23 protein-coding genes are annotated in these 26290 nt (G+C 38.0%); 11 read left to right on the forward strand and 12 right to left on the reverse strand.

The annotated features are described in order from the left end of the window. Positions 1-263: 263 nt before the first annotated feature. Genes DSM02_RS19180 through DSM02_RS19195 form a run of 4 tightly spaced genes read left to right on the forward strand, consistent with a single transcriptional unit; the run spans position 264 to position 6203 of the window. Entirely contained in the window at positions 264-2435 is a 2172-nt protein-coding gene (locus DSM02_RS19180; protein WP_128767101.1) for a S9 family peptidase, read from the forward strand. A gap of 7 nt (positions 2436-2442) precedes the next feature. Next, on the forward strand, positions 2443-3855 hold the full coding sequence (locus tag DSM02_RS19185) for a peptide MFS transporter (protein ID WP_128762371.1): 1413 nt from the start codon (positions 2443-2445) through the stop codon (positions 3853-3855). 16 nt (positions 3856-3871) lie between these two features. Beyond that, positions 3872-5614, forward strand: coding sequence for a peptide MFS transporter (locus tag DSM02_RS19190; RefSeq protein WP_128767102.1), 1743 nt, complete (start codon positions 3872-3874; stop codon positions 5612-5614). Positions 5615-5654: 40 nt separating this feature from the next. Next, positions 5655-6203 (forward strand): thioredoxin family protein, encoded by a 549-nt coding sequence (locus tag DSM02_RS19195; RefSeq protein WP_128767103.1) that lies wholly within the window; start codon positions 5655-5657, stop codon positions 6201-6203. Positions 6204-6212: 9 nt separating this feature from the next. On the opposite strand, the gene DSM02_RS19200 is transcribed toward DSM02_RS19195, so the two are convergent. Genes DSM02_RS19200 through surE form a run of 4 tightly spaced genes read right to left on the reverse strand, consistent with a single transcriptional unit; the run spans position 6213 to position 10850 of the window. Next, a complete protein-coding gene (locus tag DSM02_RS19200; RefSeq protein ID WP_128767104.1) occupies positions 6213-8246 on the reverse strand; it encodes a ComEC/Rec2 family competence protein in 2034 nt (677 codons plus the stop codon). 52 nt (positions 8247-8298) lie between these two features. Continuing rightward, on the reverse strand, positions 8299-8880 hold the full coding sequence (locus tag DSM02_RS19205; RefSeq protein WP_128767105.1) for a C40 family peptidase: 582 nt from the start codon (positions 8878-8880) through the stop codon (positions 8299-8301). A gap of 29 nt (positions 8881-8909) precedes the next feature. Next, on the reverse strand, positions 8910-10031 hold the full coding sequence (lpxB, locus tag DSM02_RS19210) for a lipid-A-disaccharide synthase (protein ID WP_128767106.1): 1122 nt from the start codon (positions 10029-10031) through the stop codon (positions 8910-8912). A 36-nt stretch (positions 10032-10067) separates the two neighbouring features. Then, complete coding sequence (gene surE, locus DSM02_RS19215) at positions 10068-10850, reverse strand: 5'/3'-nucleotidase SurE (RefSeq protein WP_128767107.1); 783 nt, start codon at positions 10848-10850, stop codon at positions 10068-10070. A gap of 142 nt (positions 10851-10992) precedes the next feature. On the opposite strand from surE, the gene DSM02_RS19220 reads away from it, so the two are divergent. From DSM02_RS19220 to DSM02_RS19230, 3 genes are read left to right on the forward strand one after another with little or no spacing between them, the layout of a single operon-like run. Next, on the forward strand, positions 10993-13122 hold the full coding sequence (locus DSM02_RS19220) for a carboxy terminal-processing peptidase (protein WP_164918346.1): 2130 nt from the start codon (positions 10993-10995) through the stop codon (positions 13120-13122). 3 nt (positions 13123-13125) lie between these two features. Next, positions 13126-14244, forward strand: a complete 1119-nt coding sequence (locus DSM02_RS19225) for an ABC transporter permease (RefSeq protein WP_128767109.1) — start codon at positions 13126-13128, stop codon at positions 14242-14244. Beyond that, positions 14245-15051, forward strand: a complete 807-nt coding sequence (locus DSM02_RS19230; protein ID WP_128767110.1) for a DNA/RNA non-specific endonuclease — start codon at positions 14245-14247, stop codon at positions 15049-15051. Positions 15052-15053: 2 nt separating this feature from the next. Here DSM02_RS19230 and rodA read toward each other — a convergent pair whose 3' ends face one another. The 6 genes from rodA to purH all read right to left on the reverse strand — a co-directional run bounded on the left by rodA (position 15054) and on the right by purH (position 22191). Beyond that, a complete protein-coding gene (rodA, locus tag DSM02_RS19235; RefSeq protein ID WP_128767111.1) occupies positions 15054-16319 on the reverse strand; it encodes a rod shape-determining protein RodA in 1266 nt (421 codons plus the stop codon). Next, positions 16319-18232 (reverse strand): penicillin-binding protein 2, encoded by a 1914-nt coding sequence (gene mrdA / locus DSM02_RS19240; protein WP_128767112.1) that lies wholly within the window; start codon positions 18230-18232, stop codon positions 16319-16321. Before mrdA ends, rodA begins: the two co-directional genes overlap by 1 nt. Further along, positions 18229-18735 carry a rod shape-determining protein MreD gene (locus tag DSM02_RS19245; RefSeq protein WP_128762360.1) on the reverse strand — a complete coding sequence of 169 codons (507 nt, stop codon included), beginning with the start codon at positions 18733-18735 and terminating at the stop codon, positions 18229-18231. Before DSM02_RS19245 ends, mrdA begins: the two co-directional genes overlap by 4 nt. Next, positions 18725-19549: a rod shape-determining protein MreC gene (gene mreC / locus DSM02_RS19250; protein WP_128767113.1), complete on the reverse strand. Its 825-nt coding sequence runs from the start codon at positions 19547-19549 to the stop codon at positions 18725-18727. Before mreC ends, DSM02_RS19245 begins: the two co-directional genes overlap by 11 nt. A gap of 14 nt (positions 19550-19563) precedes the next feature. Continuing rightward, on the reverse strand, positions 19564-20592 hold the full coding sequence (locus DSM02_RS19255; protein ID WP_073100671.1) for a rod shape-determining protein: 1029 nt from the start codon (positions 20590-20592) through the stop codon (positions 19564-19566). Between the two features lie 72 nt (positions 20593-20664). Continuing rightward, positions 20665-22191, reverse strand: coding sequence for a bifunctional phosphoribosylaminoimidazolecarboxamide formyltransferase/IMP cyclohydrolase (gene purH, locus DSM02_RS19260; RefSeq protein WP_128767114.1), 1527 nt, complete (start codon positions 22189-22191; stop codon positions 20665-20667). A gap of 138 nt (positions 22192-22329) precedes the next feature. On the opposite strand from purH, the gene DSM02_RS19265 reads away from it, so the two are divergent. After that, positions 22330-23583, forward strand: a complete 1254-nt coding sequence (locus tag DSM02_RS19265; RefSeq protein ID WP_128767115.1) for an ABC transporter permease — start codon at positions 22330-22332, stop codon at positions 23581-23583. A gap of 2 nt (positions 23584-23585) precedes the next feature. On the opposite strand, the gene DSM02_RS19270 is transcribed toward DSM02_RS19265, so the two are convergent. Together DSM02_RS19270 and DSM02_RS19275 are read right to left on the reverse strand one after the other, a co-directional pair. Then, the gene (locus DSM02_RS19270) at positions 23586-24050 is read right to left on the reverse strand and encodes a hypothetical protein (RefSeq protein WP_128767116.1); all 465 of its coding nucleotides are present in this window, start codon (positions 24048-24050) and stop codon (positions 23586-23588) included. A 51-nt stretch (positions 24051-24101) separates the two neighbouring features. After that, a complete protein-coding gene (locus DSM02_RS19275; protein ID WP_128767117.1) occupies positions 24102-24560 on the reverse strand; it encodes a GAF domain-containing protein in 459 nt (152 codons plus the stop codon). A 38-nt stretch (positions 24561-24598) separates the two neighbouring features. On the opposite strand from DSM02_RS19275, the gene xrtF reads away from it, so the two are divergent. The 3 genes from xrtF to DSM02_RS19290 are packed head-to-tail and all read left to right on the forward strand — an operon-like array spanning position 24599 to position 26147. Beyond that, positions 24599-25141 (forward strand): exosortase family protein XrtF, encoded by a 543-nt coding sequence (gene xrtF, locus DSM02_RS19280; protein WP_128767118.1) that lies wholly within the window; start codon positions 24599-24601, stop codon positions 25139-25141. Continuing rightward, positions 25138-25575 (forward strand): exosortase F system-associated membrane protein, encoded by a 438-nt coding sequence (locus DSM02_RS20845; RefSeq protein WP_164918347.1) that lies wholly within the window; start codon positions 25138-25140, stop codon positions 25573-25575. The genes xrtF and DSM02_RS20845 overlap by 4 nt, the downstream gene beginning before the upstream one ends. 35 nt (positions 25576-25610) lie before the next feature. Next, positions 25611-26147 (forward strand): DUF3347 domain-containing protein, encoded by a 537-nt coding sequence (locus tag DSM02_RS19290; protein WP_128767120.1) that lies wholly within the window; start codon positions 25611-25613, stop codon positions 26145-26147. Positions 26148-26290 lie beyond the last annotated feature (143 nt).

Here is a 26290-nt window from a genome sequence, read left to right on the forward strand (position 1 = left end):
ATTCTTATGGTATTTATTTTAAAGCAATTTAACCGAAATCTACCGTTTAATTAGCAGATTGTAAAGATAGTGTTTTGGCGAAGTTTAGATTCTGTTCACTAATTCTGAAAAAAAATGTTTAAATGTAATGACAACGCTTTTAATGATAATCATAAACCTGCTTGGTGTTTTGTAGGAATCACTGCGTATTTAACAACGAAATACACGCTTCTTTGGTTAATTTTTAGTAAAATTGGCGGACTATTTTTTACGATTTAATAACTATGAACATTAGAAAAATTGCGCTTTTGCTATTAGTACTGGTAGCCGGAGTGGTGACTGCTCAACAAAAGAAGATCACCCTTGAAGAGATTTATGACGGTACTTTTAGAATGCAATATCTTGATAGATTGCACTCTATGAATAACGGAAAAGAATATGCCGTTCTCAATACAGATAGAAATTCTGGTGTAAAAACACTAGATGTTTACAGTTATAAAACCGGTGAAAAAGTTAACACACTCATCAACTCAAGCGAGATCGATGGGCTTGATTATTTTATAGGGTATACCTTAAGTGAAGATGAAAGCAAAGTTTTACTGAGTACAAAATTGCGATCTATCTACCGTCGCTCCTCTCTTGGGGTGTATTATGTATATGACCTGGATTCTAAAAAGCTTACTCAGGTTGCAGAAGAAGCCATACAAGAACCTACTTTTTCTCCAGATGCTTCAAAAGTTGCTTACGGTCTTGATAACAATATCTATATAAAAGATATCAAAACAGGAGAGACCACGCAGGTGACTACAGATGGAGCCAAAAATAAAATAATCAATGGTATTACAGACTGGGTTTATGAAGAAGAATTTGCTTTTGTAAGAGCTTTTGATTGGAATGCTGATGGAGATAAAATTGCATACATCCGCTTTGATGAGAGTGCTGTACCCGAGTTTTCTATGGATGTCTTCGGAAATGAATTGTATCCTTCTAAAGACACGTTTAAATATCCTAAAGCTGGGGAGACTAACGCTACTGTGAGTTTGCATATTTATGATGTAGCTTCAGCTGAAACGAAACAGGTTGACCTTAGCAGTTTTCAAAATTACTACATCCCACGTCTGGAATGGACTCCCGATGCAGATGTGCTTGCTGTACAAACTACAAACCGTAAGCAAAACGATATAAACCTGTTATTTGTAGATGCTTCTTCTGCAAAAGCTAAACTGATCCTTTCAGATACAGATGATGCGTATGTAGATGTGACTGATAATTTGACCTTTCTTGACAATAATGATTTTATCTGGACGAGCGAAAAAGACGGCTGGAATCATATTTATTTATATGATAAAAACGGAAAGCTGATCAATCAAGTAACAAAAGGTCCTTGGGAAGTGACCAGCTATTATGGGTATGACCCTAAGAGCAAGCGGGTGTTTTATCAAAGTTCAGAAAATGGCGCTATAAACCGCGGTGTTTATTCAATTAAAATTAATGGAAAAAGTAAAGAGGCGCTTGCTGCAGAAGAAGGTACAAACTCTGCAAACTTCAGTACAGATTTCACCTATTTTATCAATAGCTTTTCTGATGCAGAAACACCTTATGTGTTTACATTAAATGATGCAGAAGATGGTGATGAGATCAGAAAGATCAAGGATAATCAAGCCTTGAAAGATCAATTGGATGATTATGTGATTTCAGAAAAAGAATTCTTCACTCTACCCATAAATGGTGAGGAGTTGAATGCCTATATGATCAAACCAAAAGATTTTGACCCTACTAAAAAATACCCGGTATTTATGACGCAGTATTCTGGGCCGGGATCACAAAGTGTTGCAAACTCTTGGTCTGCCGGAAACGGGTATTGGTTTCAAATGCTTGCTCAGGAAGGCTATATCATTGTTTGTGTAGATCCGCGCGGAACAGGTTTAAAAGGAAGAGATTTCAAAAAGATGACCCAAAAAGAATTGGGTAAATATGAAGTTGAAGATCAGATAGCTGCTGCGCAAGCCTTAGGTGAGCGTGACTATGTAGATGCAGACCGCATAGGGATCTGGGGCTGGAGTTACGGTGGTTTTATGGCATCTAACTGTATTTTTCAGGGAGCAGATACCTTTAAAATGGCAATTGCTGTTGCACCGGTTACGAGCTGGAGGTTTTACGATTCGATCTATACCGAGCGTTATATGACGACTCCTCAGGAAAATGCATCAGGTTACGACAAGAACTCACCGCTTTCTCATGTAGATGCGTTAGAAGGAAAATTTTTATTGGTTCACGGTAGTGCAGATGATAATGTACATGTTCAAAACACGATGCGCCTTATTGAAGCATTGGTGCAAGCAAATAAGCAATTTGACTGGGCGATTTATCCAGATAAAAATCACGGTATTTACGGTGGAAACACGCGTTTGCATTTGTACACTAAAATGACCAATTTCATCAAAGAAAATTTATAAAAACTATATGGCACAATCAGCACAACTCCCTAAGCAAAAAGAATTGTTTGGGCACCCGGTAGGACTTTACATTTTATTCTTCACAGAAATGTGGGAACGCTTTTCCTATTATGGGATGCGGGCTATTTTAGTATTGTATTTAGTCGCAGAAACTGCTTCAGGAAACCCAGGATTAGGATGGACAAATGCCGAAGCTCTTTCCCTTTATGGAACTTATACGATGCTGGTTTATGTGTCTTCTATTCCTGGAGGATGGATTGCGGATAAATATTTGGGTCAGAAAAGATCCGTCCTTTATGGGGGTATTCTTTTGGTTGCTGGTCACGGTATTCTTGCAGTAGAACAGATGTGGGCTTTTTATACCGGTTTAGGTCTGATTATAGCAGGTGTGGGAATGTTAAAACCTAATATCTCAACAATGGTTGGGGGGCTATACAAACAAGGAGATATTCGCCGGGACAAAGGATTCACTATTTTTTATATCGGAATCAACTTAGGAGCTTTCATTTCTAGCTTAGTTGTAGGTACGGTAGGTGAAGTGTATGGTTGGCATTATGGTTTTGGTCTTGCTGGTATTGGTATGGCCTTAGGGTTGTTACAGTATATGTTAGGTCAAAAATATCTGAAGCGTGTGGGTAATTTCTTGGGGCAGTCAACAGATCCTGAAGAAATAGCAGCGAGTAAAAGACCGTTGAGTAAGATTGAAAAAGATCGTGTTATTGTTCTTTTGGTCTCTTTTTTAATGGTAATTGTTTTTTGGGGAGCTTTTGAACAAGCAGGAGGATTGATGAATATTTACGCTTCAGAAAAAACCGATAGAATACTTTCATTCTCTCTGCCATTTATAGGTAATGAGGTTCCCGCTTCTTGGTTTCAATCATTAAACGCGATGTTTATAATATTACTAGGAACTTCAGTTGCTGGTTTCTGGGCAAAGCGAAAATTAAAAGGTAAAACTGCAACTTCTTTATTTAAAATGGCAATGGGTCTTATAATAATGGGATCTGGTTTCTTTTTTATGACAGCTGCATCAGCTCAGTTTCAGTCTAATGGTGAGTCTGCAATGTATTGGTTGGTTTTGGCCTATTTATTTCATACAATCGGAGAATTGTGTTTGTCTCCTGTAGCCCTTTCTTATATTACAAAATTAGCTCCATTAAAGTACGCTTCCATAATGATGGGTGTTTATTTTGCAATGACTGGTTTCGGAAATAAACTTGCAGGTCTTTTAGGGGAGTCTGCATCAGAGCTTGGTGAGTTTACAATATTTACAGGTATAGCAGTATTCTGTATTTTATTTTCACTATTAGTATTGATATTCCGTAAGAAGTTAGAAAAACTTACACACGGTGCTGAAGATAACGAGCGCGAGATGCTGGAGCAGGAAGAATACGAACTTGCAGATCCTGATATCAATTAATCTAGAATAGTTTAGTATGGCTACTTCTTCTACAGAGCAATTTTTTAAAAATCCGGTGTTGGGTCATCCCGCCGGATTGTTTGTTTTATTTTTTACAGAAATGTGGGAGCGCTTCTCCTATTACGGGATGCGGGCGCTTTTGGTCTTGTTTTTAACCGCTTCTTTATTTGAAGAGGGCTGGGCCTGGCCACGGGAACATGCGTTATCACTCTATGGTACGTATACGTCACTTGTATACCTGACACCCATTTTAGGTGGTTATATAGCCGATAAAATAATCGGTTACAGAATGGCGGTAGTTTTGGGAGCTTTATTGATGACTTTAGGGCACGCTTCGATGGCTGTAGACAGTCATTTTGCTTTATACTTAGGCTTGTTTTTTCTCTGTGTGGGGAATGGTTTTTTTAAGCCTACGATGACCTCTATTATTTCTCAAATGTACGAGAATCATGAGCACAAGAAAGATGGGGCTTATACCATTTATTATATGGGTGTAAATGCCGGTGCCTTCTTAGGGATTTTGCTTTGCGGTTATCTTGGTGAGCAATGGGGCTGGCATTGGGGCTTCGGTTTAGCTGGTATTTTTATGTTTGCCGGAATGCTTCAGTTTTACTTTGCACAAAATATTTTTGGAGAGGTAGGGAAGAAGCCGGTTAAGACTGATGCTGAACAAATAACCGAAGATCCTTCCATTAAAAGAAATCCGTTTCTTGCTATAGATAAAATTTTCATCGCTGTAAGTGCACTTATTGGTTTGGTATGGATCATTAATGACCCGATGTCTAAAATTGGTGGAGCAGACGTTTTTAACTTTCAGGTAGGAAGCCTTTCCGGAAGCAACTTTATGATCCTTTTTGCGCTGGTTATTTTTATAATTCTTTTGGTTTCCAGAATTGTGCGATATGCTCCCATTGTCAGAGATCGAATGATCGCGGTATCTATTTTTGCATTTTTTACCGTGTTTTTTTGGGCTGCTTTTGAACAAGCAGGTGGGTCGATGACTATTTTTGCAAATGATTATACAGACCGCGTCTTAGAAGGTAGTGCCGGTACTGTTTTTAGAATCTCAAACACATTTATTACCATTATTCCTTTAGGAGTGATTACTTGGGTCTTATACCTACTCTTCAAACAAACATTTGCAAAATATAGATTAGCAAATCTTATTCTTGGCGGAAGCTTTTTAATTATCTGGGTATTGGTATTGACGATGCTCTATGAACAGTATACTGCTGAATCGCCAGAGGTGCCAGCCTCGTGGTTTAGCGTCTTAAACTCGTTGTTTATCATCATTTTTGCACCGCTTTTTTCTAAGGTTTGGGAGTCTAAATACAATCCTAGTGTGGCGGTTAAATATGGAGTGGGGCTCATTTTATTAGGAATAGGTTTTGGGGCTTTGGCTTACGGAGCAAATGATATTCCGCAGGGAGCAAAAGTCGCGTCTGTAAGTATCATTTGGTTGATTTTAGCCTATTTCTTTCACACGATGGGCGAATTATGTTTGTCACCGGTAGGGCTCTCTTATGTGAGTAAATTAGTTCCCGGTAGAATGATTGCAATGATGTATGGCGTTTGGTATCTTGCTATCGCAATAGGTAATAAATTAGCAGGAAGTACGGGCGGTATGATCGATCAGGTGACTCAAGAGTATTCCTTATCAACATTTTTCTTGTTGTTCTTGCTAATTCCTGGTGGCGCCGGAGTTTTAATTATCTTGTTGCATCCCTTATTAAAAAAATTAATGCACGGCATTCATTAGAATGGTCTGCTTTTTGAAACACCCTAGATTAAAGTAAATTATGCAAAAAATAGTAGTCGCAATAGTCCTCTTGTTTATAGGAGCAGGAAGTCTTTCTGCACAGGAAAAAATTAAGTGGATGAGTTTTAACGAAGCCTTAAAAGCTCAGGAGAAAGAACCACGCAAGATTTTTATGGATGTCTATACAGACTGGTGTGGTCCTTGTAAATTACTGGACCAAAACACGTTTCAGAATCCTGACGTTGCTAAATATGTAAACGCTAATTACTATGCGGTAAAGTTTAATGCTGAGGGAACAGAGAGCATAAAATATCAGGATTTTGAATATACAAATCCTAGTTACGACCCTAACCGCAAAGGAAGAAACAGCCAGCATCTTTTTGCACATGCGATGAAAATAAATGCGTATCCAAGTATCGTATTTTTTGATGAAAAAGGAGATTTAATTCAACCATTGCCGGGTTATAAAACACCACAGCAGCTTGAGTTATTTTTAAAGATGATCAAATCTGATGATTATTTAGAAATCACCACAGCGGAAGCCTGGGAAGCCTACCAGTCTGGTTTTGAAAGTACATTTAAAAGTTAGAGAAATCCTTTATTCAATCTTATAAAATCCCTTTTCATAGGTGTTATGAAAAGGGGTTTTTTGTTGCTCACACGTGAGTTTCCAGCGGTCAACAGAGCTTTTATAATTGCTTCCGTCTGCAATGATTTTTGCATTAGGATATCTTGATAGGAGTCGGTTTAAATTGAGTTTAGGTGATTGCGTGAGTACAATGTAATCTGGATTTAAACCTTCTATATTATATATTGCAAGACTGTCTATTCTTAAAATAGTATTTTTAGAATGTGTGAAAATATAGCTCAGACTGTCATTTTTAACTTCCGTAATTAACTGATTTTCCTTAAAATTTTCGATAAAACCAGGAGGGATATCTTCTGCTTCTGCGGAATAAAAAACCAGAGTTCTGGTTGGGGTTTTTTGAGTAAAGATTGTCTTCTGATACCGGTGGTTGACGTAAAATTCTGATTTAGCCTGAATGTAATTTGTCGCTATTAAAGCAACCGGTAGTGCAATCATAGTAGACAAGAATAAGGTGGTTCTTTTAAAAGTAACCTTATCAAATAATATACCTGCGGAAGTAATAACGAGATAGGTTAAGACGACTAAGACTGCTGAGAAATAAATGTTTTTTAGAAGCAGGAAGTCTATTTCCGCAATGAATGAGATGAAACGATTTAACCAAGTGATCACGATGTCCAAACCTGTGGCTAAGAATTGAGGTAATAAATTAAGTGCCGAAAGCAATATAATTAGTAATCCGTAAATCAATAGGAAACCAATTGCTGGAAGCACCACTAAATTTGCTACAAGAAACATTCCCGGAAATTGATGAAAGTAATACAGACTCAAGGGTAAAACCCCCAGTTGTGCAGCAATACTAACCAAAATAAGCTGCCAATAGTATTTTACTATTTTGTTTTTCGGCTCCCACAGAGCATTGAATTTAGGGTAGAGCCACATAATAAAAAATACCGCGGCATAGCTCAATTGAAAACCAACTTCATAAATGAGTTGCGGTTGGATTAAAAGCAAAATAAAAGCTGAAGTAATTAGTGCGTTCAGTCCGGCTTGACGTTGATTTAAGAGTAGACCTAGTTGTATAAAAGTAAACATCGTTGCCGCTCTAAGAACCGAAGGAGAGAAGCCAGTAATAAATGCAAAACACCAAATGCCAACAATGATAACTGCGGTTCTAATGATGCGGCTGCTACGGTAGTTTCCTAACGGACTTAAAACGAATTGTAGTATGAGCATCAAAATACCTACGTGCAAACCAGAAACTGCCAGAATGTGTATGACACCGGCATGTATATAATCAGCTTTCAGTTCATTTGATAAATCTTGTCGCTGTCCTAAGAGCAAAGCATTAAATATAGCCTTTGAATTCGTACTAAAATCATACGGCTCTAATCTTTTGTTTATTTGATTCCTTAGTAAAGAGGCTAGTCCTTTTGCACTGTGTTTTATGGGCTTTGTTTTTAAGAACTCAAAGGGTTTGAGGTTCACCTGAGCATAAACACCTTGACTTTCTAAATATTCTTTATAGTTAAATTGATAGGGTGCACTTGGAGGATTAATTTCTAAAAGTTGAGTTTTTGTATATAGTACATCATCAACTTGAAGTGCTGTTCCTGGGTTGAGTGAATCTTTTAAAACATTCAAAATAATCTTTCCAGAAGAATTCTTTTTGTTGATTTCATCAACCCCAGCGATAACGTTACCATCATAAAAACCCGGTTTCAAAATTTCTAGAACCTTTAATTTTAGGAGGGTTTCAGTATTATATGCTGTTTGTTTTAAATAGTGCTTAGTGTTACGAAGTGGATTAGTCAAGTCAACTTCAATCAATCCAATACAGACAAATACACTAAAAGCGAGAATGCTACTAATGTAGTTTTTAGTGAAATTTCGTTTTAAAATAAAATGGTTCGTAGAGAATAATACTAGAGCAACTCCAAAACTAATTAATGATGTGATTAGCGATAAATTGAATGCAGGAGCAAGAAGGATTCCTGAAAGGAGTCCGATAAGAAGAAGTATAAGGGTGGAGTTGATGCCTTTCATCTGGCCACCAGATTTGATTAGTTTTTACAATACTAATCAAAAAATCAATGCGTTACATAATTCTTCGAGCTTCTTTAAATGCATTATTCCAGTAGCCTTCATTTAGTGAAGAGACAATAACGCCCTGTGAAGTAGAAGAATGAATAAAGAGAATTTGGCCGGGTAAAACATCTACTACAATGCCTACGTGATTGATTTGTTTGCTTCGGCGACCAGTGATAAAAAAGAGTAAATCTCCGGGAATGGCCTCATCGGTTTTAATACGTTTTCCTTCTTCGGCAATATGCCGGCTTACGCGGGGTATGCTGATGCCTTCCTCTAAAAAGGAAGTATAAACAAGACCGCTGCAATCCATTCCTTTTTCTGTAGTTCCTCCGTATTTATAAGGTGTCCCTTCATATTGGCGCGCATTATTTATGATGTTGAATCTTAAGCTGTTCTCTTCACTTTCTTTAATTTCAGACAAATAGATGAGTTCACTTTTAGAAGATTCTGAGCTTGAAATCTTGCTGTTTTTTTTAGGAGCAGTGTACTGTGTGTTTTCTACTGAAGAAACAGATTGTGTAGCTTTTTTGCTTCCACCACAACTCACTAATGCAATACTTAGCAGAATTGATAAAAGGGTTCTTTTCATATACATCATCTCCTACAGAGCATTTTGATTTAGTTTTTTTTAGGAATGCTGCTCGCAATTAACTGAGCTGTTTTTGCACTGGCGCCAGTACCACCCAGCTTTTTTTCTAGTTTATAATATTCGTTAAAAAGAGCTTTTCGTTTTTCTTCGTCTAAGATGTTTGATAACGCAGCTTTCAAAGATTTGGTATTGAAGTCTGATTGAATTAATTCTTTAACCACTTCTTTGTTCATAATAAGATTTACCAGCGAAATGTAATCGAGTTTAATCACACGTTTTGCGATTTCGTAGCTTATTCTTCCGCCTTTATAACATACCACTTCAGGCACTTTAAATAATGCTGTTTCTAAAGTTGCCGTTCCTGAAGTTACCAGCGCAGCATGTGAAACATCAAGCAGATTATACGTCTGATTCATCACGATATGCGTTCTGTTTTTTTGGAGAAAGGGTTCATAGAAATCAGCATCTTGGCTGGGAGCCCCTGCGATTACAAATTGATATTCTTTAAAATCAGGTGTGATGCTGAGCATGATCTCAAGCATTTTTTGAATTTCTTGCTTCCGGCTTCCCGGTAACAAAGCGATAATAGGACGCTCGTCTAAATTGTGTTGTTTTCTAAAGTTTTCAGGCGAAATAGGTGTTCTCGCGCTGATCTCATCAATTAAGGGATGTCCCACAAAGTGAACAGGAAAATCGTGTTTTTCCTCATAAAAATCTTTCTCAAACGGAAGGATGACATACATCGCATCAATATCACGTTTAATAGCTTTGATGCGACCTTCTTTCCAGGCCCATATTTGCGGAGAAATATAATAATGATTGTTATAACCTTGCTCGCGAGCCCATTTTGCAATGCGTAAATTAAAACCGGGATAATCTATGTAAACTATAACATCAGGATTGTAAGCTGCGATGTCTTTTTTACAAAAAGACAAGTTTTTTGTAATCGTACGCAGGTTCATTAAGACTTCAAGAAATCCCATAAACGCAAGATCGCGGTAATGTTTTACCAATGTACCACCTACTTTTTGCATCAAATCCCCTCCCCAGAATCTAAAATCAGCTTCAGGATCTTCAGCTAAAATAGCTTTCATCAGATTGGCTGCGTGTAAATCGCCACTGGCTTCACCTGCTATGATATAATACTTCACGATTTACTTGATTTTGATAGTTTACAAAAGCGAAAATTACGAATTAAATTTCCAGTCATTCAGTTTATCAATAAAATGATGTGCAGTTAAATCAAACTGAACCGGCACAACAGAAACATAACCTTGAGCCAGAGCCCACTCGTCTGTGTCTTCGCCTTTATCTTCGTTCACAAATTCACCACTTAGCCAGTAATAATCACGTCCCATAGGATTGGTGCGCTTGTCAAAATCTTCAACCCATTGAGCGTTAGCCTGACGTCCTACTTTTATGCCTTGTATTTCGCTGGCTTTCAATTTGGGAATATTTACATTAAGTACAACTCCCTTAGGTAGCCCATTTTTAAGAACCTCTTGAACGATTTTTTTTACATAAACATCACAATGAGAAAAGTCTGCATCTATAGCATAATCGAGTAACGAAAACCCAATAGCGGGGATTCCTTCTACACCGGCTTCAACAGCAGCACTCATTGTGCCAGAGTAAATAACATTTATTGATGAGTTAGAACCATGGTTAATTCCGCTTACACAAATGTCTGGTTTGCGATGCATAATTTCTTGCACAGCAATCTTAACGCAATCTGCAGGGGTGCCAGAGCAACTGTATTCTTTGTGATTTTTATCTTGAAATTCTTTAACGGGATCACAATAAATGGTGTCATTTACTGTTATAGCGTGACCCATACCGCTTTGAGGACTGTCTGGAGCTACAACAACCACATCGCCAAGCTCTTGCATTAAAGTTATTAATCTGCGTATGCCGGGAGCGGTTATGCCGTCGTCGTTAGTGACCAGAATTAGTGGTTTTTGATTTGCCATTTAGTTTTGCTTTCTACCGCTAAAATACTAAATTACCAAGCCATCACGAGGCTTAACGTTTAACAAATTGTTGGCGTCAATTATGAGCCGTGGCACGGTTTTTAATGTAGATTGCTAGTAAAAGATGAAAATGCAACATATTATGATAAAGAATGCAAAGGTTCTTGTTTTAGCCTTATTGTTAGCTGCGGCTTCTTGCAGTTTTACAACAAATGATGAAGATCCCGGAAAAGATAAAGTGCTTATTAGCCTTATTTCTTATGTTCTTGAAAAAGGGCATTATGATGCAAAAGAGTTTAATGATGAATTTTCTGAGCAGGTTTTTAATGACTTTGTGACTTCATTAGATCCCTTAAAGCGTTATTTCTTACAGAGTGACATCAAAGAGTTTGAGAAGTATAAAGATCAGATCGACGATCAGATTCGTAATGAAGATATCAGCTTTTTTGATTTAGCTTACACGCGTTTGAGAGAGCGTATGGAGGATTCAAAAAAAATGTATGACGAAGTTCTGGAGCAACCTTTTGATTATAATAAAGATGAGGTCATCGATACAGATTATGAAAATCTGGACTATGCGAAGAATCTTAATGAGTTAAAGTCTAGATGGGAAAATCAATTGAAATTTAGTGCTATAGGTATTTACTACGACCGTCTTGAGGAAGAAGCGAAAAAAGCTAAAGACTCTACAGGTTATACTGCTTTGTCAAAAAGTGAAATTGAAAAAGAGTCTAGAGAAACTACAAAAAAATCTTTAGTAGAGTATTTTGAATTTGCTAATGAGTTGGATCGTGAAGATTATTTTTCGGTTTACATCAATACTATAGTTGAAGAGTTTGATCCACATACGACCTATTTTGCACCAGTAGATAAAGATCGTTTTGATATGCAAATGAGCGGTCAGTTTCAAGGTATTGGAGCAAGACTTCAGAAAAAAAGTAACGAGATAAGTATTACAGAAATTATTTCTGGCGGTCCTGCTTGGAGAGGAGAAGATCTTGAAGAAGGTGATATTATTCTTAAAGTGAAGCAAGCTGATGAGGATGTTGCAACCAGTGTTGTTGGGATGAGACTTGATGACGCGGTAGAGTTGATCAAAGGCCCTAAAGGTACTGTTGTTACACTAAACGTAAAGAAGAAAGACGGCTCTATTAAAAATATAGCGATTACGCGTGATGTCGTTGAGCTTGAAGAAACTTACGCAAAATCAACTACTGTTGAAAAAGATGATCGCAACTATGGGGTGATTAATTTGCCTAAGTTTTACTTTGACATGCAAAATGCTGAAGAGCGTAATGCAGCTACTGATGTTAAGAAAGAAATAATCCGTTTAAAGGAACAGGATGTTGATGGTCTTGTGATCGACTTGAGAAGTAACGGTGGCGGTTCATTATCTACGGTTGTAGATATCGCCGGATTGTTTATCAAGGAGGGACCTGTTGTTCAGGTTAAATCTAACGGTGCTGAAAGCGAAATATTAAAGGATAAAGACCCTGAGATTATTTGGGATAAACCTCTTGTGATATTGGTGAATGAGATCTCTGCCTCGGCTAGTGAAATTCTTGCTGCAGCGATGCAAGATTATAAGAGAGCAGTTATTATAGGTAGTAAGCAAACATACGGTAAAGGAACCGTTCAGAATGTGTATGACCTTAATCGTTGGTTACGTCAAAATGACCTGGGTGATATGGGAGCTCTAAAAATAACCACACAAAAATTCTACCGCATTAACGGCGGGTCTACTCAACTTGAAGGTGTAAAGAGTGATGTTGTTGTTCCAGACAAGTACAGCTACATTGACATAGGAGAGAAGGATTTAGAAAACCCCTTACCATGGGATAAAATAGCTGCGGCAGATTATGATGTGTGGGATGGTTACATAGATTATGAACAAACCATAAATAGCAGTAACGCAAGAATGGCAAAAAATAAGCAATTACAACTTATTGAAGAAAACGCCAAGTGGATCAAAAGCAAGCAGGATGAATCTGTATGGCCTTTAAATATTGATGCATACACTGCTAAGGTTAAGCAGAACGAAGAAGAAGCTAAGCAGTTTGATGCCTTAAAAGAGTATAAGTCAGATCTTACCTACAAATCTCTTCCTTATGAATTGAAGGAATTTGAGAACGATACTGTTTTAAAGCAGAAGCGCGAGCGCTGGCATGAAGATCTTGCGAAAGATGTTTATATGGAAGAGGCCATAAATGTTTTGGAAGATTTAAAACTAAATAATATTAGAAGAAGTAAATTGGCTGACGTTAGGGATTAACCTATGGCAGAAAACGCTAGTTCATTAACTCATTTAGCGCTCCGGAAATTCAAACGAAATTTCTGGGGCGTTTTGAGTTTTGTATACATCGTATTTTGTGGTTTGGTGGCACTTTTTGCATACCTCATTGCACCCGATCATTCGCGTAATGCCAACCAAATGCATTTGGCAATCCATTCAAAAAAGCCCGGCTTTACCGTAAAAATGCTTACCGTTCCCGGACCTGAAGTTACAGGTCAAAGTTTTCTGAGTACAGCTTTTACAGGCAAAATAAATACCGATTCTGAAATACCTATTACTTCTTTTGAAATTAGTAATCACGAAGTAGAATATATCCCATATTCTGAAGATGCTTCACTTGAGCTAACTAAAGCCATCCCATTAGAGGATTTTGGGGTTTCAGCTATAACCACTGGAGATTTTGAAGTACAATTTATAACCGAAAAAACGTTTCTCTTGGGCACAGATAAATACGGTCGTGATCTCTTGAGCAGAATGCTTATTGGTGCTCGTATTTCATTTAGTATCGGTTTTATTGCTGTATTGATTTCATTGATAATAGGAGTGTTTTTAGGAGCAGTTGGTGGGTATTACGGTGGTAAACTGGATGCCTTCATCATGTGGATTATTAATGTGACTTGGTCTATACCTACCTTACTTCTTGTTATTGCAATTACTCTTGCCTTGGGGAAGGGCTTTTGGCAGGTTTTTATAGCGGTAGGTCTCACAATGTGGGTTGAGGTGGCACGTGTTGTTAGAGGGCAGGTTTTGAGTGTAAAAGAAGCGCAGTATGTGACAGCTGCACGTGCTTTAGGATATAAAGATATGCGTATTCTTTTTAAGCATATTTTACCCAATATTTTAGCACCGGTAATCGTGATAAGCGCAGCAAATTTTGCCAGTGCAATATTAATAGAAAGTGGGTTGAGCTTTTTAGGTATTGGTGCACAGCCGCCGGTTCCTAGTTGGGGCGCGATGATTAAAGACCATTATTCATATATTATTTTAGGGAAAGCCTATTTGGCGATAATTCCCGGTCTTGCGATTATGAGTCTGGTAATGGCGTTTATGCTTATGGGTAATGCGCTGCGAGATGCCCTTGATGTAAAAGGAGTGAATTAAATGAAAAGAAAATATACGTATCCACTTTTGATGATGGTGGTGATTACGCTTATTGTTTTAGGTGAAAAATATATAGAGAATCAAGAGAAAAATGAGCTTGTGAAGGCGGGTGAAGTTGTGAAATCTCAAGAATTATCTTTCTTTTTTCCGAAGGCTGAAAGCAATACCCTTGTGTATCATGAATATTATACACTAAGTTATAATGAACCTGCAGAACAGGCTGCCTGGGTTGCATACATGCTCACTCCTGATCAATTAAAAAGGGTTGAGGTAAGTAGACCGTATTTTGACATTGATGCTGCTGTTATGACCGGAGCGGCAGATTGGCGCAATTATAAAAATAGTGGTTATGACCGCGGTCATTTATGTCCTGCCGGTGATCGTAGTTTTAGTAGTCAGGCGTATAATGAAACTTTTTTAACCAGTAACATCAGTCCTCAGTTGCATGAGTTTAATAACGGTGTTTGGAATAGGTTAGAGAATCAAGTGAGAGACTGGGCAAGAGGATATGATAAAGTCACAATTGTAACCGGGGGAGTTTTAGCTGATCCATTGGCGACTATAGGGCATGAGAATGTAATTGTACCTCGTGCTTTTTATAAGATTGTGCTTCGGGAAACTGCTTCCGGTTATACGTGCTTAGCCTTTTTGATTCCGCATAGCGAAAGTGATCGAGATCTAAAAGCTTTTGTAGTTTCAGTAGATAGTTTAGAGGCTGTAACCGGCATTGACTTCTTTCCGAAGCTTGAAAATTCCGAAGAAAACAGAATAGAGAAAGAAAAATTACTTAAGGATTGGAAATTCTGATCTTACCATTCATTAACCCGATTACTGTCGAGTTTCACAAAAATAAAGAGTAAAATCGTAAAGCCCCAAAGCCCGGAACCTCCATAACTAAAAAAGGGTAGTGGGATCCCAACGGTAGGGAAAACACCTGTAACCATACCAATGTTTACTAAAAAGTGAATAAATAATATTCCTGCAATACTATAGCCATAAATACGGCTAAACTGGCTCTTCTGCCTTTCTGCTAAAAAGATGATGCGCAGCATCAGTCCCACAAATAAAATGATGACCAGTGAGCTTCCCAGAAAGCCCCATTCTTCACCTACGGTACTAAAAATATAATCGGTATGTTGTTCTGGAACAAAGTTACCTTTAGTCTGGGTGCCTTTTAAAAAGCCTTTACCGGTAAGGCCTCCATTACCAATTGCAATTTCAGATTGGTAGGTATTGTAACCAATACTTTTCATATCTACTTCTTTTCCCAAAACGACATTGAAGCGGTCTCTGTGGCGTTGCTCAAATACATTTTGAAAGATGTAATTTACAGACAGAACGAATACAATAGAGACTAAGGGAAGTATGTAATAATAGCGTTTGCCGAAGCGTTTTTTTCTGTTTTTAATCAATAAAAAGAGTGCGATTAGTACAATTCCTGCAATGATATAAATAGGGCCAAAAGCAAGAGTAAGTACAAACAGCGCGATCGTGATAGAGCCTATGATGAGATAAATACCAGATAGTCCTTCGCGATAAAGCGGGAAAAAAAACGCTGCATAAACTAAGGCGCTACCGGGATCTGGTTGGGGAACGATACAGATTGCGGGTAAGGCGATGATCACAAATGCGCGCAATTGATGCACAAATGATTTCACATCGGTTTGAATATCACTTAAGTATTTTGCTAGTGCTAGTGCTGTTGCCGCTTTAGCAAACTCACTGGGTTGTAAGCCAAAGCTTCCGAAAGAATACCAACTTGTCGCTCCTGAAATATTTTTTCCGAAGATAAATAAGCCTAAAAGAGACAGAATGGAGGTGACATAAATAACACTTGCAAAACGCTCAAAAAATTTAGCATCAAGCGAAAGGATAAAGATGATGATTAGCAAGCTTAGTCCAATAAAGAGCAATTGTCTTGTGTATAAATTATTCAGATCAAAAAAATCTGAAACCCCGGATGGATCTATAGAAGCTGAATAAATATTGACCCAGCCGATACCAATTAAAGCCAGAAAAATCACAATAAGAAGCCAGTCAAAATTACCGCGGTTGTTCCGAGAAGTGATCCCCATTATAAGATAGGTTTTTCTACTTTTCCGCTTATTTTCTTACCATCATTAATTGGGAAAGGTTTACCACTAAGTGGTTTTGCATATTCTTCTTCGAGGCTATGAGATAGAATCCAATCTTCAAGATCTGTTCTGGTGATCTCACCTTTAATATGCTTTTCAATCATTAGGCTGGCAATTTTACCTCCATATCTTCCACCCCAATACCCGTTTTCTACAAAAACAGCAATGGCAATTTTAGGATTGTCTTTTGGTGCAAAAGCAACGAAAATAGAGTGGTCTGTAAGTTGCTGACGTTTACCATCTATTTTGGTATAATTTTCAGCAGTTCCTGTTTTTCCGCAAATTTCTATACCAGGGATTTGAACACCTGCAGCGGTACCATAATTATAAGCGCCAAACATCCCTTCTACAACGGGTTCAAAATTAGCTGGGTCGATGGTTGTTACATTTTTGGTACGGTATTTTTCAGGGATCAATTCCGTTTGACCTTCAATTCCTTTTACAATATGAGGCGTGTAATACCAACCTCTGTTAGCAATAGTAGCTGTGACATTTGCTAATTGAATAGGGGTAAGACTTACTTCTCCCTGACCTATAGAGTTAGAAATTGTAGCGGTACTAAACCACTTATACTTTGGATATTCATACGCTCTGTTGTAGTAGTCACTGTCTGGTATGTATCCTGGACGACCGGTCGGTAAATCAGTACCCATATATTGCCCAAGACCAAAACTAGCCAAGTGATGGTGCCACCTATCCATACCCTCCTGAGGGGTGTCATATTTGTCAATCACACGTCTGTATACATTGGCAAAATAGGCGTTACACGAATTTGCAATACCCGGAACCATACTGAGCGGACTGGGATGATGGTGACAACCTAATTTGCGACCTCTGGAGCCGTAATAATAACCCCCATGACACGCAAAACTTTCTTGAGTGTCCACAACATTCTCTTGTAGCGCGATAAGAGCATTGAGCGTTTTAAAAGGAGATCCCGGGGGGTATTCTGCCTGAAGACTGCGGTCAAAAAGTGGTTTTGCAATGGTATCATACCAAAGTTTGGTGAAATTTGCAGAGCGCTGGCGACCCACTAATAAACTAGGGTCGTAATTGGGAGCCGAGATAAGCGCTAAAATTTCACCGGTGCTGGGTTCAATCGCGATAATTCCACCGCGCTTATTAACCATAAGTTCTTCTCCATACTTTTGAAGTTCTGCATCTATGGTAAGGGTAAGGTCTTTTCCAGGCTCTGGAATGGTATCCAAACTCCCGTTTTTGTATGCGCCAATATCCCGATTGAAACGATCTTTCTGAATATATTTTACACCTTTTATGCCGCGTAAAGTTTCTTCGTATTGTTTTTCGACGCCGGTTCTTCCTTTTAAGTCACCAGATTGATAGTATGGATTGTCTTCAATATCAGATCGGTTAACTTCAGCAATATATCCTAAAAAATTTGCACCAAAATCTACCTGATAATCCCGTAGGGAACGCTTCTGAATATAAAATCCTTCATATTTGCGCATCTTTTCCTGTAAATACGCATATTCAGATTTTGTGAGTTGTGGGATTACAATAGAAGGCAATCTTGGCGAATAAACCCGGGCTTTGTCCAATCTCGTTTTTAGAGCTTCCCTGGTCATTTTTAGTAATCCGCAGAACTCTGTAGTGTCAAAAGGTTTTACTTCACGTGGGATCACCATCACATCATAAGAAGGTTGGTTGCTTACTAAAAGACTGCCGTTACGGTCATAAATATGGCCGCGTTGTGGGTAATCATAGACACGTTTTATCGCGTTATTTACCGAAAGAGTTGCATAAGAAGTATCTAATATTTGCAAATAGAAAAGTCTTCCGGTAAGTAAAATACCGGAAATCAAAACAATTGAAAAAAGAAGAATTTTTCTCATTTACGCTTTACACTAAAGAGGGTTAGAAATAGTAAACAGAGCAGAATGGTAAAGGCTCCACTAAACAACGTCTTTTTAAGTATATAGATTATATCTGAAAAGTTAAAACTTTCGAGGAAAAATAACAGGAGGTGATGCGTAAAAACCAAAATACTGATGTACAACAAACGCTCGCCAAATGCAGCTTTTGAAATTTTTACTGCGTTATATTCATAGGCAATACCAAATATCGATTGAAGAATCCACGGTCTTAAGAACGCAATAGTAACACAACTCGCCGCATGCATCCCGCCACTGTTACTAAACATATCTACAGAAAGCCCTAGTAAAAAACTCAAGAATAACAGTAAACCTCTATTATCGCCGATAGGAAATAAAACTATAAATAAGATATAGGGGTATGGGTTGATATAGCCCAAAAAGTTGATGTGATTAAATATGGCAATTTGTACCAAAACCAGAAAAACAAAACGGATGATATTTCGAGTGATACTAGTGTTCATCTGCTGTCTGTTGTTCTAGCATTTTTATTTCTTCCCGATCCAAATTCTCAATGACATAGACGTGACCTACATTAGTCATGTCGTTAAAGAGCTTTACCTTAATGGTGTAAAAATTTTCACTGGGATCTAACTCAAAAGAGTTTATCGTCCCGATGCCAATGCCTTCTGGGAAAATAGTAGATTTCCCGCCGGTTACAATTGTATCTCCCATTTTAACCGGAGCTTTAGATTGCACATCTATAAGGTCTACGATATTAGGGTTGCCGCCCTTCCAGACCAGAATTCCAAAGTGATTACTTTTTTTAAGCTTGGCATTTATTTGAGAATTGCTGTTGAGAATACTTATTACAGTAGCATAATTTTTAGAGATATTATCTACAATACCCACAATACCTTTACTGGTGATGACACCTAGATCTTGTTTTAGACCATTTTTGCTTCCGGCTCTGAGTGTCAGAAAATTGTCTTTAAACGTGTAGTTGTTGTTGATTACTTTGGCAGTAGTAAATTGAAAGCGCTTGTGATAAGTAGCGGTGTCAATTTTTTGAGAAACACTGTCTCGGGTATTGAGCAGCCTGGCTCGCAATCTATTATTTTCTTCTACCAGTTGCTCGTTATGAGTCTCTAGATCAAAATAAGTTGTGATGTCGTCGAGTCCGCTATAAATACCTCCGCTTAAAAAGTTAGCCGAATTGACAAACCTGCTGCGGTGATAGGAGTGCGACTGTATGGTAAATACCAGTGATATGAACAGCAAAAAGACAAATAGCAGAAAGTTTCTGTACTTTATTATAAAATTGACAATTTGCTGCATGAATCACGATGCTATTATTTGATAAGTACGCTCTTGAATTTAGCAAGATTTTTAAGCGTAATTCCGGTTCCGCGAACTACTGCACGTAGTGGGTCTTCTGCAATATACACCGGTAAATCTGTTTTTTGAGACAAACGTTTGTCAAGACCGCGTAACATACTACCACCACCAGCAAGGTAAATACCGGTGTTGTAAATATCAGCAGCGAGTTCTGGTGGCGTTTGTGACAGGGTTTCCATCACAGCATCTTCAATACGTAAGATAGATTTGTCTAATGCTTTAGCGATTTCACGGAAAGAGATCTGAACCTGTTTTGGTTTACCCGTAAGCAAGTCACGACCCTGAACACTCATGTCTTCCGGTGGAACTTCTAAATCTTCGGTAGCTGCTCCTATTTGTATTTTTATTTTTTCCGCACTGCGTTCTCCCACATACAAGTTGTGTTGTGTACGCATATAGTAAATGATGTCGTTGGTAAATACATCACCTGCAATCTTAACCGATTTGTCACAAACAATTCCACCTAATGCAATAACGGCAATCTCTGTAGTACCACCACCTATATCTACAATCATATTTCCTTTTGGCTGCATAATATCAACGCCAATACCTATTGCAGCAGCCATAGGCTCGTGAATCAGGTAAACTTCTTTGCCGTTTACCCGTTCTGCACTTTCTTTTACCGCACGCATCTCAACTTCTGTAATTCCAGAGGGAATACAAATCACCATACGAAGAGCGGGGGCAAAAAGGCGTTTTTTAAGAGCAGGAATCTCTTTGATAAACATACTCATCATTTGCTCGCTGGCATCAAAATCTGCAATCACACCATCTTTCAACGGGCGAATAGTTTTAATGTTTTCGTGCGTTTTACCCTGCATCATAGCAGCATCTTTACCGGCAGCAATTATCTTGTTGCTAACCCGATCGCGGGCAACAATAGAAGGACTGTCAACCACAACTTTATCGTTATGTATGATTAGTGTGTTTGCGGTACCTAGATCTATTGCTATTTCTTCGGTAAGAAAATCAAAAAAGCCCATAAGCGCTGGTGGAAATTAGGATGATTATGCTAAAAGGTTAATCTTTAAATGTAGTTAAAAAATACGGATTTTTTAATGTTTAAAATGTCTTGTTCCGGTCATGACCATTGCTAAGTTATGCTCGTTACAATAGTCTATGCTCAGCTGATCTTTAATAGATCCCCCAGGCTGAATTACAGCAGTGATACCTGCTTTATCCGCAAGCTCAACACAATCTGGGAAAGGAAAAAATGCGTCACTTGCCATAACAGCACCTTTAAGGTCAAAACCAAAAGAAACTGCTTTATCAATAGCCTGGCGAAGAGCATCTACTCGTGATGTCTGGCCGGTACCGCTCGCGCAAAGTTGCTTTCCTTTTGCAAATACAATCGTATTTGATTTGGTGTGCTTGCAAAGCTTAGATGCAAAGATCAAATCACTTAACTCATCTGAGGTGGGTTTATTGTTCGTAACCGTAGAAAGATCTTCTAAGCTGTCAGTTTTAGCGTCTTTATCCTGAACTAAAACACCATTTAAACAACTGCGAACCTGATCTGTAGGTAGGCTAATAGGCTTTTGAATTAAAAGAACACGATTTTTCTTTCCTTTTAAAATTTCTAGTGCTTCTTCAGAATAGCTAGGAGCGATCACTACCTCGCAGAATAATTTATGAATTTCTTCAGCAGTAGCTTTATCTATCTCTTTATTTGAAATTAAAATTCCACCGAAAGCAGAAACAGGGTCTCCTGCCAATGCATCTGCATAAGCTTGATGCAAAGTGTCACGTTGTGCAAGGCCACACGCATTGTTGTGTTTTAAAATCGCAAACGTAGGATCTTCGTTTTGAAATTCTGCCATTAAATTAACAGCCGCATCAACGTCTAGTAAGTTATTATAGGAAAGTTCTTTGCCGTGAAGTTTGTCAAACATTGCATCAAAATCTCCGAAGAAAGTTCCCTTCTGATGTGGATTCTCTCCGTAACGCAACGATTTACCTTCTGTATAACTTGCTTTGTAAACTACTTCTTCTTCATTGAAGTAGTTGAAAATTGCGGTGTCGTAATGTGAAGAAACATTGAATGCCTTTGCTGCAAAACGCTTACGATCTGCTAAAGTGGTTGTCCCTTCATTTGCGCTGATGAGTTCTAAAACGTCTTCATAGTCATCAACCGAAGATACACACAGCGTGTCTTTAAAATTCTTAGCAGCAGCACGGATTAATGAAATTCCCCCTATGTCTATTTTCTCTACAATATCTTGTTCTGAAGCTCCGGAAGCTACTGTTTTTTCAAAAGGATATAAATCAACAATAACAATATCAAGTTGCGGAATGTTGTACTCCTTCATTTCGGCAACATCACTAGCATTGTTTTGACGGTTTAAAATCCCGCCAAAAACTTTAGGGTGAAGTGTTTTTACTCTTCCTCCTAAAATAGAAGGATATGAAGTTACATCTTCAACGGGTACGACCGGCACGCCCAGGTCTTTAATAAATTTCTCGGTACCGCCCGTAGAATAAAGGGTAATACCCAGGTCGTTAAACTTTTTAATTAGCGGTTCAAGACCTTCTTTACTAAAAACTGAAATCAATGCGGCTTTTGCCTTTATAGGAGTACTCATGAAGAAATTTTTAATTTGGGTGCAAAAGTATGAATTTAACCACTAAAGTATGGTGCTATTTTTTGTATTTTCTTAGCATAATTTTGTAACACTCAGCACGCTTCTGCGTCAAACCTGTATTCAAATCATCACACTTCTATGCTCATTTATCTTAGGGTATTAAAAGAAAGTCTGGCCTTTGCAATTAATGCATTGCGCAACAATAAGTTGCGTACACTCTTGTCGTTGTTGGGTGTGACCATAGGTATTTTTTCTATTATCGGGGTTTTGGCGGCTGTAGATTCATTAAAACAGGAAATAAAAGGAAGCCTTTCTTCTCTAGACAACAGTACCATAATTGTAATGCGTTTTTCTTTTGGTCCTACTGATATTCCGCAATGGAAACGGGAGCAGTTTCCTGATGTGAGTTATGAAGAATATCAGTATATAAAGCGAAATGTTCCAGATGTGGAAGCGGCATCTTTTGTTTTAAATGTAGGGGCAGAATCTATAAAGTATGGCGATAAATTAGTGACTGGCGTTAATATTGCTCCGGTGACTGATGGATATTATAATATAGAAGCCTTACAGCTTGCGGAAGGGAGGTTTTTTAATGAGTCTGAATCGAACAGCGGGTCTAACGTTTTGGTTTTAGGAGAGGAGATTGCTGAAGGATTGTTTGGAAGTTTAGATCCGTTAGGAAAACAAGTGCGTTTATATGGGCAGCGTTTTACGATCATTGGGGTTTTAGAAAAAGAAGGAAATAGTATTTTTGGTCCCTCAAAAGATGGGACGGTGATCTTACCGGTAAATGTTGTGCGCCGTATTTACGGAAGCAATAATAAATCTGCATTTCCACAAATAATAGTAAAGCCTAAAGCAGGAGTTGATATCCCTGAATTTAATGCAGTGCTTACCCAAAGACTGCGACAAGTGCGTGGCTTGAAACCGGATGAGGTAAATACATTCTTTATTAATCAACTTAGCGGGTTTACAGATCTTATAGATAACATTACGGGCACGATGTCTACTATAGGGGGATTTATAGGTCTGTTTTCTTTACTCGTAGGTGGTTTTGGTATTGCAAATATTATGTTTGTGAGCGTTAAAGAACGTACCAATTTGATAGGCATTCAAAAAGCCTTAGGTGCTAAAAACCGGTTTATATTACTTCAGTTTTTATTTGAATCGATTATTCTCGCAGTTATAGGTGGCTTGATCGGACTTGGTTTGGTGTGGATTATTACTGTGATACTTTCACAATTTACCGGTAGTTTTGAATTTATACTTTCTACAGCTAATGCATTACTCGGGCTTTCAAGTTCGGTGATAATAGGGCTGATTGCAGGTATTGTTCCCGCATTTATGGCTTCGCGTCTAGATCCGGTAGAAGCGATACGAACCGGTATGTAGTTTTAAAGATCTAAAAATACTTTGTAAGCATTCGGTTCCTCGTCTAGTGGTTCAGTCGTAGTATCTCCAAAAGATATATTTCTAATGCTATCATTAGGGCAGCATACATTTGCTTTGAGTTCTCGCTTTGCTTCTAGACTTAAAGTGAAAAGAACCTCGTTGTTATTAGTAACTTGATATGAAACCTCGGTAAACTCTTCGGTATAACTTCCGGTAGGGAGAATTAAAATAGATTCTTGAGACAGTCTAAAATTCACTTCTTCACTTGTAATTGTATGGGTCACCGTTAGGTTTTCCTCGCTTAGCGTTTCGTTTTCAAATAAATTGGTTTCGTCGGAATTAGAAACGAGTTCCAGATATATTCCTGATGCCGCACAACTCACAGCAGAGCAGTCTACAGGGGTGTCGTCGTTATTGTTGCAGCTTAGAATACATAAACTAAAAAGTGTAAAAAGAAAAAATCTCATAATAGGTTGTCTATTATGAGATGAGGATAATGCAAATAGGTTGCGTGTGACCTAGCTTGATAGTTGAGCAACTTGCTCGTTAACCCACTCTAAAAAGCGCTCATCAGCAGCTGTAAAAGGGTCTGCCGTGTTAGAGTCGATGTCGATCTGACCAATGTTTTTACCATTTACAAATAGTGGAACAACGATTTCTGCTTTTACGGTAATACTACACGCAATGTAATTATCTTGAGCTTTTACATCTGGCACCACAAAGTTTTCGTTAGAAACAGCAACCTGTCCGCAAATTCCTTTTCCAAAAGGAATGATGGTATGGTCTGTGGGTGCGCCGGCATACGAACTCAATTTGAGTTCATCTTTATCTCCATTTTTAAAATAAAAGCCTACCCAGTCATAATAAGCGATGTTTTCTTTTAAAAGCGTACATACCTCTTCAAGACGATGCTCTACAGAAAGACTTTTGCTTTCTAATATTTTTGATACTTCAGGTTTTAAGGCTTCAAAAGTCATTTTTCTTGTATTTTAGGGCGGTCTAAACCGTTATCAGATTGATTCAATTAATTCGCAAATATAAGTCGGTACTTTTGTTTATCCTTACTTTTTTAGGGGTGTATTTAGTATTGAGCTTTTTATATGCGCAGTATTTAAACATTGATTTTTCAGAATCGTATTACCCGGATTATATTACACATCGTGTTGCCGAGCAAAGTGAGTGGCTTATTGATAAAATGGGTTACTCCTCCATAATTGAACCTCACGATAAAGAGCCTTCAATGAAGTTATTTGTCGAAGGTGTTTTTGTCGCTCGGGTGGTAGAAGGGTGTAATGCGATAAGTGTTATTATTCTGTTTGCTTCGTTTGTGCTTGCTTTTTTTCAGGGATGGGGCAAAACGTTCTCATTTGTATTCATTGGTTCAGTACTGGTTTATGGAATCAATATTTTGCGTATAGCGATTTTGAGTATTGGTCTCTATGCGTATCCTGAATATAAAACCATGTTGCACGACATAGTTTTTCCGGGTATTATTTATGGGTTGGTGGTCTTTTTGTGGGTATTTTGGGTGAGCCGTTTTAAGAAACAGAAATCTTGAAGAAAACACTAAATATAGTTTTAATCATTCTGCTATTAGCTGGATTGATTGGTGTTCGCTTTTGGCAAGAACAGTTATTTTATGATCCACTTTTAGTGTTCTTTGAAGGTATTTATTTGAATGCTGAAAAGCTTACTGAGATCAATTTTAGTAAGTTGTTGATCAGTATTTCGGCTCGGTTCTGGCTGAATAGTGTGCTTTCGCTTTCAGTGCTGTTTCAGCTATTTCGTAAAAGCGGAATCGTGAAAATTTCATTTTTAGTGTACCTGGTTGTGTTTATACTCCTTTTGGTTGGCTTCGCTTTAGTTGTATTGAATTACACTTCAGAATGCAGCTTACTTCTTTTTTATATCCGCAGATTTTTAATTCAGCCTATTTTATTGCTAATACTGGTTCCGGCATTTTACTATCACAGAATTAGAAGCGAGAAGTAGTTTGTATATTTGATTCTTAAAAAGAAATCGAGAAAATGAAAAAAATAGCTTTAACACTTGTTGGCGTGTTGGTTTTAGCCTGCGGCGAAAAGAAATCTAATCAGGAAACGGTTACAGTAAATCAGGAAGAAGGGACTCATGAGTTAGCGTATTCTGGAGCTAAACGAGATGCCGAATTTCGAAATGCGGAAGTAGCTCAGGTTTATGACGATTATAATGCTTTAAAAATAGCTTTAGTAAATACTGATGCTGAAGCTGCGCAAACACTGGCGCAGAAATTAGTAATTAGTATTGAAGCGGTAGAGGTGGAAGCCAGCCTTATGAAAGCTGCAGAAGCAATAGCAAATTCAGAAAACATCAATGAGCAGCGTGCTCAATTTGAAAACCTTACAGCCGGAGTTAAGACTTTAGTAGAAGAAAATATCACTTCGGGGACTTTGTATTATCAATATTGTCCAATGGCATTTGACGGCAAAGGAGCATATTGGATCGCTAACGAAAAGAAAGTATTCAATCCCTATTTTGGAGATGTAATGCTTAATTGCGGTACTGTAGATTCAGAAATAAATTGATTAGCCTGTAAAGTTTAGGGCAAATTGTCTAGTCCTAAATAAACGATACAGATTATTGATGGATTAAATTTATAATTTAAAGCTTGACGATTCTATTATCGTCAAGCTTTTTTGATTTATACCGTTTTGGTTTTATCTTATCT

This window comes from Leeuwenhoekiella polynyae (assembly GCF_004104075.1).
In the GTDB taxonomy this organism is placed as follows: Bacteria; Bacteroidota; Bacteroidia; order Flavobacteriales; family Flavobacteriaceae; genus Leeuwenhoekiella; species Leeuwenhoekiella polynyae.